Here is a 9,135-nt window from a genome sequence, read left to right as displayed (position 1 = left end):
CGGACCGAGAAAGAGAAGTTCGAGGCCGCCGTGGAGGAAATCAGGGAACTCCACAACGAGGAGAGACCCGTGCTGGTGGGCACCATTTCCATCGAAAAGTCGGAGCGGTTGAGCAGCATGCTCAAGAAACAAGGCATCAAACATGCCGTTCTCAATGCCAAACAGCACGAAAAGGAAGCGGAAATCGTGTCCATGGCCGGTCAACCGGGTGCGGTCACCATCTCGACCAACATGGCCGGTCGAGGCACGGATATCGTTCTCGGACCCGGGGTGGCCGATAAAGGCGGACTGCACATCCTGGGAACGGAACGCCACGAAAGCCGTCGCATTGATAACCAATTGCGCGGACGGTCGGGACGGCAGGGAGATCGAGGATCGTCCCGGTTCTATTTGTCCCTGGAAGATGATCTGCTGAGAATTTTCGGGTCGGACCGGATTTCCGGGATAATGGATCGTTTAGGCATGGACGGGGAGCCTATTGAACACAGCCTTGTGACTCGAGGCATCGAGAATGCCCAGAAACGGGTGGAAGGCCACAATTTCGACATCCGGAAACATTTGCTCGAATACGACGATGTTATGAACAAGCAGCGGGAGGTCGTGTATGCACAACGGAGGGAGGTCCTCGAGGGAAATCTGAAGGAGGACGTTCTGGAAATGATCTCCGAACAGGCGACCGGTATTATCGAGCAGTTTACGGATGCGGAGAGCGGGTTCGAAGACTGGGAAATCGATAAACTTGCCGAGGCGCTGTACAATCATTTTGGCATACGCTTCCGGTGGACCGAGCGGTTTCTGGAAGAAATGCCCCAGGGACGTCTTATCGACAGCGTGGTGAAAGAACTCACGGAAGCGTACGAGCAAAAGGAAAATGAATTCGGCTCCGAAGACATGCGGTATCTGGAGGGCGTGGTCATGCTGGCCAATTTGGACGGCCTCTGGAAGGACCATCTTCTGGCTATGGATCACTTGAAGGAAGGCATCGGCCTTCGCGGCTACGCCCAGCAGGATCCGCTTCGCGCCTACCAGAAGGAAGGCTATGAGATGTTTCTCGGTCTCCTGAGCCGGGTGAAAGAAAACACGATCCGGCAGCTTTTCCGGATCAAGATCGAGCGGGAGGCGAAGCCGAAGTCCCTGTTCGAGCCGAAAGAGCAGGAAATGGTCATGAGTCATGGTGGAGACGGCGGGAGCACGCAGGCCGTGAGAAAGGGAGAGAAAGTCGGACGGAACGCTCCATGCCCATGCGGCAGCGGAAAGAAGTACAAGAAATGTTGTGGGAGATAGGTCCATGCGGATAAAGGGGTTCAAGTTCGCCTCCGCCCGGAGCTTTCAGAAAAAATGGGAACGGGATGATGTGGCTTTGATCTATTCGGAACGCGAAGCCGCCCTGGCCGGGATGTTCACCAGGAACAGATTTAAGGCGGCGCCGGTGGAACTGTCCATGAAAAGAGTGGAACGGGGCCGGTGTAGAGCCGTGGTCGTCAATGCCGGATGCGCCAATGCGTGCACGGGTGAAGAAGGATTGGCCGATGCCGAGGCAACGGCGGAGGCCGCGGCGTCGGCTCTGGGCGTCTCGCCGGAGGACGTTCTCGTGGCGTCCACAGGCGTGATTGGAGCGCGTCTGAACATGAAGGGCATGCGGGACGCCATGCCTGTGCTGGCCCAGGGCTTGAGCCCCGACGATCTGTCCAAAGTGTCGCGGGCCATCATGACCACGGACACGGTTCCCAAACTGGCGTTCGAGGAAACGGACGTTGGCGGCGTGCAATGTACGGTGGCGGGCGTGACCAAGGGCGCGGGTATGATTCGACCGAACATGGCCACCATGCTCGCTTTTATCATGACAGACTTCAAGGCCGCTCCCGAGCTTCTGGCGGAAATGCTCCGGAAGGCCGTGGACGTCTCGTTTCACCGCGTCAACATCGACGGGGACACCTCGACGAACGACATGGTGCTTCTCATGGCCAACGGAGCGGCCGGCGGTCCGCTGCTTGAACGAGGGACGACGGCGTGTCGGAACGCCGCGGACGCGGTCACCAAGGTGTGCGCCGACCTGGCGAAACAGATGGTGATGGACGGGGAAGGGGCCACCAAGTTTATCGATCTTCGGATCAAGGGAGCGAAGAACGAGTTGGAGGCGCGTCAGGCGGCCCATCTGATTTCGGAATCCAAACTGGTTAAGACCGCTTTCTTTGGGGAAGACGCCAACTGGGGTCGTATACTGGCCGCCCTCGGAAGATCGGAGGCGAGTTTTTCACCCGACGAGGTGGATCTTTTCGTGGGCGATATCTGTTTGGTCAGGAATGGAAAATACCAGGGTAAAGCGGCGGAAACGGATGCGACGAAGGTGCTGAAGAACCGTGCTTTCGCAGTGACGTTGGACTTGAAGGCGGGTGTGGCCGAATACAATGTATTTACATCGGATCTCTCCATCGATTACGTGAAGATTAACGCCAACTATAGAACGTAACGACTGAACCGTACGGAGGGGAATCGTAAGGATGTTGAAAACCGCCCTGGTCCTCATTCTGGGTGTCCCGTATACCATTTTTCTGATTTCGGTTGAGATCGCCGTGTGTAAGATACGGGTCAGTGAAAATTTTGCACGTAAGATCGCTCAGACATGGGCGCGGGGTATTCTGGTTTTGTGCGGTTTATCCGTGCGCGTTGTCGGGGCCGAGCACCTTTTTAAGCGAGAGGCCTATGTTTTCGTGGCCAACCATGCCAGCATGCTGGACATAGCGATCCTGCTCGGATATCTGCCGTCACCCTTTCTCTGGCTGGCGAAAAAGGAGCTGTTTCGGCTCCCGATGTTCGGAGCGGGCATTCGCTATATCGGGTCTATACCCATCGATCGCGGCCATCCCAGGGCTGCGATCAAGAGCATGCGGACAGCGGCGAATCGCGTGAAAGGCGGGGCCTCGATCGTCGTGTTTCCGGAAGGTACACGGAGCAGAGACGGGCGGATGAAACCGTTCAAGGCCGGGGCGTTTCACCTGGCCAAGCAATCGGGCCGACCGATGGTTCCAGTGGCCTTGTTGGGCGCTCGACGGGCGCTTCCGGCGGAATCCCTTCGGATCAGGCGGGTTCCGCTGGTGTTGGTAATCACGCCTCCCATTCCAACGGCGGGCGTGGAAATCGACAAGAATGAATTGGCGAGGATGGCTTTCGAACGTATCCAACGAGTCCAGGACGAATGCGAGCCCGGATTCGGGAAGGAGTCCTGAAATAGTCTTGAAGCTGGTTTCATTGGGCGGCTTGGGCGAGATCGGGATGAACATGATGGTTCTGGAGTCCGGAGGCGGCTCTCTGATGGTGGACGCAGGTCTCATGTTTCCCGACGAGCACATGCTTGGGGTGGATTCGGTGATCCCCGACACCCGATACGTCCGGGAACGCCGGGACGAGCTTCTCGGTATTGTGTTGACGCACGCACATGAGGATCACATCGGAGCGCTTCCCTACGTGTTGAGGGACTTCGATGTGCCCGTGTATGGGACGGAATTCACTTTGGAAGTGGTGCGCGAAAAACTTCGGGAGCACGGGTTGCCGGGCTCGGTGGATTTGCGGCGAATAGAAGGGGGCGGACGGATCACGCTCGGTCCCTTCGAGGTGGACCCCATTCCGGTTCCGCACAGTATTCCCGACGGCGTCGGCCTGGCGATCAACTCACCCGCGGGGTGTATTATACACTCGGGTGATTTCAAGATGGACGATTCCGCGTTTTCCTCCGGAGGGTCCGACTGGGACCGCTTCGGCTATTATGGCGACCGGGGGGTGCTGGCCCTTCTGTCGGATTCCACGAATGTCGAGCGGTCGGGGCATACGCTGTCCGAGAGCAGAGTAGCCCGGACGTTCGAGGAGATTTTCAGCCGGTGTGAGGGGAGAATCATTATTGCCGTATTCGCATCGAATATCCGGCGTATTCAACAGGCGGCGGAACTTTCCATAGCGCTCGGACGAAAGGTGGCGTTCAGCGGCAAGAGCATGTTGGCCAATGTACGCATCGCCAAAGAACTCGGCTACATGAATATCGCGCCGGAAAACGAGATCACGGTCCGGGAAGTGTCCCGGTTTCCGGATAGGGAGGTGGCTCTGATTACCACGGGGAGCCAGGCGGAACCCATGGCGGCCTTGACGCTCATGTCGCTGAAGCGGCATGGCCAGATCCGGATCAGACCCACGGACACGATCATACTTTCGTCTCGATTCATTCCGGGTCATGAAAGGGCCATCACTGAAATTATCAATCTCATCTACCGTCAGGGCGCTGAAGTGATCTACGAGGACGTGTCCGAAATACATGCGTCGGGCCATGCCTATCGGGACGAACTGCTGAAGATGATCGAATTGACCCGTCCACGGTATTTCGTTCCTATCCATGGAGAATACCGCCATCTGGTCAAACATGCCAGGCTGGCTGAAAAGGCGGGAATTCCGAAAGAACGAGTGCTCGTGATGCAAAACGGGGATTGCCTGACCATCGTCGACGGAGAGGCCCGAATTTCCGAGCAGATCGAGGCCGGCAGGGTGTTTGTGGACGGCAAAGGGGTTGGAGACGTAGGGTATCCCGTCTTCAGGGAGCGACGGAACCTTTCCAGAGACGGAATCATAACGGCGGTTGTGGTTCTTGACAAGAAGACCGGCGAGTTGTTGTCCGATCCCGAGGTTATGAGCCGCGGCTTCATATTGGAGGAACACGAAGAAGACTTCATGGAGAACGCGAAACGGATTGTCATAGAAACGTTGGAAGACTATCGGCAAGCGGACGTTTTGGATCGGACGGAGTTCAAACAGGATGTAAGCAGACGTATCCGAAGATTCGTCAATCGGGTCCTGCACCGCAGACCGGTTGTTCTGTGCGTAGTCATGGATATGTAATCGGGACCGGCGTCCTGAAAAGCCACGCCGGGTTTAACGGCGTGCGGGTAGATGGATATGGGTGCTCAAATCGGCACGAAAAATTTGCGTGGAGAAATTCTGGGACTTGTATTTCTGGCGTTGGCGATATTCGCGTCCACGAGTCTCTCGTCTTACTCGCGCCTGGACCCCTCGTTCGAAAATCCTAGTGCATATGGCTCGGATATGCACAATCTCTTGGGGCGAGCAGGAAGCTATACCGCCGGCCTCCTGTTTGCCTTGTTCGGGTTTTCCGCGTTTTGGATTCCCGTTCTCTTATTCATGACCTCGTTTCGTATGTTTGTTGGGAGGCCTTTTGTCCACAATTGGGCGGCGGTCCTCGGCTCACTGATTCTTCTGCTGGCTTCAGCCGGTCTGTTCTCACTGGGACCGCGTTCGATCACTCTGATGGACGTCGATTTTCCGGCCAAGAGTTTTGTCGGCACCATTCTCAGTCGATCCCTCACCGCTTATCTGGGAAGGTTCGGTACGTGCCTGGTATTGCTGACATCGCTGTTGGTCGCCGTTGTTCTGTGCACCAGTTTCTCTCTCGTGGGATTTTCCCATCGAACGGCCGCACTGGCCGACTCGGCGCGAGTAAGGTTGGTGACGTTTTTGATGAAGCGGTCCGAGCGGAAAAAGAAGAAACGACAGGTTTCGGAACAGGCCAAGCGCATGCCCAGGGAGAAACCGCGTGTGGTTGAGGTGGAACCGGAACCCATCGCTAAGGAAGACCCGCCGAAACAGAAGCAGCAGGCGTTTGATTTCATGCCCGAGGAAGGCAAAGGTATTATCCCGCCCCTGGAACTGCTCGATGAAACCCCGGTCCGGGAAACCAAAGTGCATCGGGAAAGCCTCGAGATGAACTCCAAGATCCTCGAGAAAAAACTACTGGATTTCGGGGTGCAGGGACGCGTGGTGGAGGTGGTGCCCGGACCGGTGATCACGATGTTCGAGTTCGAACCCGCGCCGGGAGTCAAGATCAGCAAAATAACCGGCCTTGCGGACGATCTGGCCCTGGCGCTCCGGGCTGAATCCATACGGATTGTCGCACCGCTTCCGGGAAAGGGCGCCATAGGAATCGAGATCCCCAATCCGCGCCGCGAGATCGTATACCTCAAAGAGATTCTAAGCTCGGAAACGTTTTCCAAGAGTCCGAAAGGCCTCGCCATTGCACTCGGAAAAGACATCGTCGGACATTCGGTGGTCACGGACTTGACCAGAATGCCGCACCTCTTGATTGCAGGGGCTACCGGAACGGGGAAAAGCGTTTCGCTGAACGCCATGGTGCTCAGTCTGCTGTACAGAAACAGTTATGACCGACTCCGGTTGCTTATGATCGATCCCAAACGGATCGAGCTGTCCGTGTATGAGGGGATCCCCCATCTGATTCATCCGGTGGTGACCAGCGCCAAGAAAGCCACGATCGCCCTGAAATGGGCCGTGGGAGAGATGGAGCGAAGGTACCGCCTTCTCTCGGAGTTGAGCGCGCGCAATCTCGAGGGGTACAATAAAAAGTTCCTAAAAAGCGGCCCGCCTGAAAATACGGAGGAGAAACACAGCTTTCTTCCATATATAGTAGTGGTCATCGATGAGCTGGCCGATCTGATGATGGTTTCCTCGAAGGATGTCGAGGATTCCATAGCCCGGTTGGCGCAAATGGCGCGGGCCTCCGGCATTCATCTCATACTTGCCACGCAGCGCCCTTCGGTGGACGTTTTGACGGGCGTCATCAAGGCCAATTTTCCCACCCGGATTTCGTTCCAGGTGTCTTCCAAAACCGACTCGCGAACGATCCTGGACACCAACGGCGCGGAGAAGCTTCTGGGCGCGGGCGATATGCTGTTTCTTCCTCCCGGCACTTCCAAACTGCAGCGGATTCACGGAGCCTATGTTTCCGACAAGGAAATCAGGGAAGTTGCCGAATTTCTGAAGCAACAGAGTCCCCCGGATTATGTGGCGGAGCTCGAGGAAGTGACTGGCCAAGACAGCCTTGACGCCGATGATGGGGAGATGGACGAACATTACGAGGAGGCCGTCCGAATAGTGACCGAGACTCGCCAGGCGTCGATTTCCATGTTGCAGCGCAGGCTGCGGGTGGGATACAATCGAGCGGCGCGCATGATCGAATTGATGGAACAACAAGGGATTGTGGGACCCTCGGACGGCGTGAGGCCACGAAAAGTCCTTGAGAACGGCTGATTCGGGGACTTCACATCGATGCCGAGAACTTAGCTATGGCGCGCAACGCGCATTCGACCGGACCGGTCGTTAGCTGTTTAGGAGACGATATGCCTATGTGGAGATATGGATTGACACTGGCCGCATTCTTGGTGTTGGTGTCCACGGCCTTATCCGGCGAACCCGTGGACCCAGAGGTTCTGAATTCGCTGAATCGGCATTACGCTGCCGTGACCGGGTTCTCGGCCAATTACCAGCAGGAGACCGTTACGCAGACTATGGGCGGTCCCCAGCCGATTTCCATGAAAGAGCATGCAAAAGGGAAGATCTATTTCAAGAGACCCAATCTTTTTGTGGTGGACCAAAAGGAACCGCGGCCCGAGCTGGTTATTGCGAACCAGGAGCATACGTGGTGGGTGATTCCGGACGAGAATAAGGCATACCAATATCCTCCTCAGTCCAGAACCGGAGTAATCAAGGCTCTGGATGGATTGCTGGCGGGAAAAGAGAAACTCGAGGAGTTTTTTCAAATAAGCCGGCTCGAAGCTTCCGATGTTTCCGTGACGCTGCAAATGGTCCCTCGCCAACCGAATGACGACTTCGAGCGTCTTGAAGTGCAGGTGGCGAAGCGGGATTCTAAGCTCATATCGATGAAAGTGTATTACCCTTTGGGCCAGGAAGTTCTCTTCAAGTTCGAATCCGTTCAGGAAAACGTGACATTGCCGAAGGATTTCTTCGAGTTCACGCCACCTCCCGGCGTTCAGGTTATCACGCACTAAACGCGTTTCGCCGGACGGGCGCTCCACGATTCGATTTGATTTTGTTATGTAGAATGGACGCCTTTATTTATCAAATGCTGGAGTTTTGCCGGGGCCGGGCGCTCCTGGAAAACGGCGATCGTGTTGTCGCAGCGGTTTCGGGCGGTCCCGACTCCACGGCGCTCCTCTTCGGCCTATTGGAACTCCGGGGATTGCTCGGGCTCGAGGTCACGGTAGCGCATTTCAATCACGGTCTGAGAGGGCGGGTGTCGGACCTCGAAGCGAAAATGGTTGAAATCCAGTCCGAACAGCTGGGATTGCCGGTTTATGTTGAGAAGGGCGATGTCCGATCCGAAAAAGCGATTCGGAAGCTTTCCACCCAGGAAGCCGCCAGACAGCTCCGGTACGAATTTTTGGAAAGAGTCAGACTCTCCGCTGGAGCGAACAAGGTCGCGCTGGGGCACAACTCCGACGATCAGGTCGAGGAAATGATGTTGAGGATGCTCCGTGGAGTGGGCACCGAAGGACTGGCCGGAATGCCTGCCGGGCGAGACCAGCTGATTCGCCCTCTGCTGGGGCATAGCAGGGAACAGATTGCGGATTATCTGGGCAGATATCGGATAGAATACGTGGAAGACCAATCCAACCAGGACAGGCGGTACCTCCGAAACCGAATTCGGCTGGATATATTGCCGGAGTTGAGAGCGCTTGAACCTCGTTTTTCAGACCATATGTTGTCGTTGTCGCGTCTGGCCGAGGAGGACGGGGACTACTTCCGCAGGGAACTGGAACGGGAGTGGCCCAGACTGGTTTCCTTTCAGGCCGATGGGCTGGTCATCCTCAATCGGGGCGTGTTGAACGATTTCTTGCCGGCGCTTGCGTCCCGGGCGGTACGAAAAGCCCTGCAATGGGTCAAGGGAGACCTGAGGCGGTTCAGCCTGCGGCATGTGGATCAGATTATTCGGCTTGCGTCCGGTGAGCGCGTCAACGTCCACCTGGACCTTCCCGACGGCGTTTTTGTCGAAATCGAGTATCACCGTCTTGTCGTGGGAATCCAACCGCCGTACGCGCACCCTTATGCACTGAGAATGGACGGATTGGGTTCACAAACGATTGCTCCGATTCGATCGGTTCTCGCCCTCGAGGCGGGGGGAAGCGGTCAAGAATTCGAGAACCCTTGGTCCGAGCGCTTGAACGCCGATGCGTTGAGGTTCCCGTTGCAGGTCCGGTCCTACCGGCCGGGAGATCGGATGCGACCCGTTGGACTCGGCGGGAGTAAGAAAGTCAATGACCTTTT

The 9,135-nt window shown here is 56.4% G+C and carries 6 protein-coding genes and 1 pseudogene (1 of these 7 cut by a window edge); all 7 read left to right on the top strand.

The window, feature by feature from the left end; all coding sequences use genetic code 11:
- Positions 1 to 1,284: SEC-C domain-containing protein (locus tag HY788_16755; protein ID MBI4775794.1), on the top strand; the 1,284-nt coding region annotated here is incomplete at its 5' end.
- Between the two features lie 4 nt (positions 1,285 to 1,288).
- On the top strand, positions 1,289 to 2,470 hold the full coding sequence (gene argJ / locus HY788_16750; protein ID MBI4775793.1) for a bifunctional glutamate N-acetyltransferase/amino-acid acetyltransferase ArgJ: 1,182 nt from the start codon (positions 1,289 to 1,291) through the stop codon (positions 2,468 to 2,470).
- Positions 2,471 to 2,501: 31 nt separating this feature from the next.
- Positions 2,502 to 3,227 (top strand): 1-acyl-sn-glycerol-3-phosphate acyltransferase, encoded by a 726-nt coding sequence (locus HY788_16745; GenBank protein ID MBI4775792.1) that lies wholly within the window; start codon positions 2,502 to 2,504, stop codon positions 3,225 to 3,227.
- Positions 3,148 to 4,881, top strand: a complete 1,734-nt coding sequence (locus tag HY788_16740; GenBank protein ID MBI4775791.1) for a ribonuclease J — start codon at positions 3,148 to 3,150, stop codon at positions 4,879 to 4,881. Before HY788_16745 ends, HY788_16740 begins: the two co-directional genes overlap by 80 nt.
- A 57-nt stretch (positions 4,882 to 4,938) precedes the next feature.
- On the top strand, positions 4,939 to 7,101 hold the full coding sequence (locus HY788_16735) for a DNA translocase FtsK 4TM domain-containing protein (protein MBI4775790.1): 2,163 nt from the start codon (positions 4,939 to 4,941) through the stop codon (positions 7,099 to 7,101).
- Between the two features lie 89 nt (positions 7,102 to 7,190).
- Positions 7,191 to 7,859 (top strand): outer membrane lipoprotein carrier protein LolA, encoded by a 669-nt coding sequence (locus tag HY788_16730; GenBank protein MBI4775789.1) that lies wholly within the window; start codon positions 7,191 to 7,193, stop codon positions 7,857 to 7,859.
- 74 nt (positions 7,860 to 7,933) lie between these two features.
- Positions 7,934 to 9,135 (top strand): annotated as a pseudogene (gene tilS / locus HY788_16725) (tRNA lysidine(34) synthetase TilS) (it continues 2,125 nt past the right edge of the window).

The sequence above is a fragment of the Deltaproteobacteria bacterium genome, assembly GCA_016208165.1.
GTDB lineage: Bacteria > Desulfobacterota > Desulfarculia > JACQYL01 > JACQYL01 > JACQYL01.
This window is presented reverse-complemented; position numbering and strand designations above follow the sequence as displayed.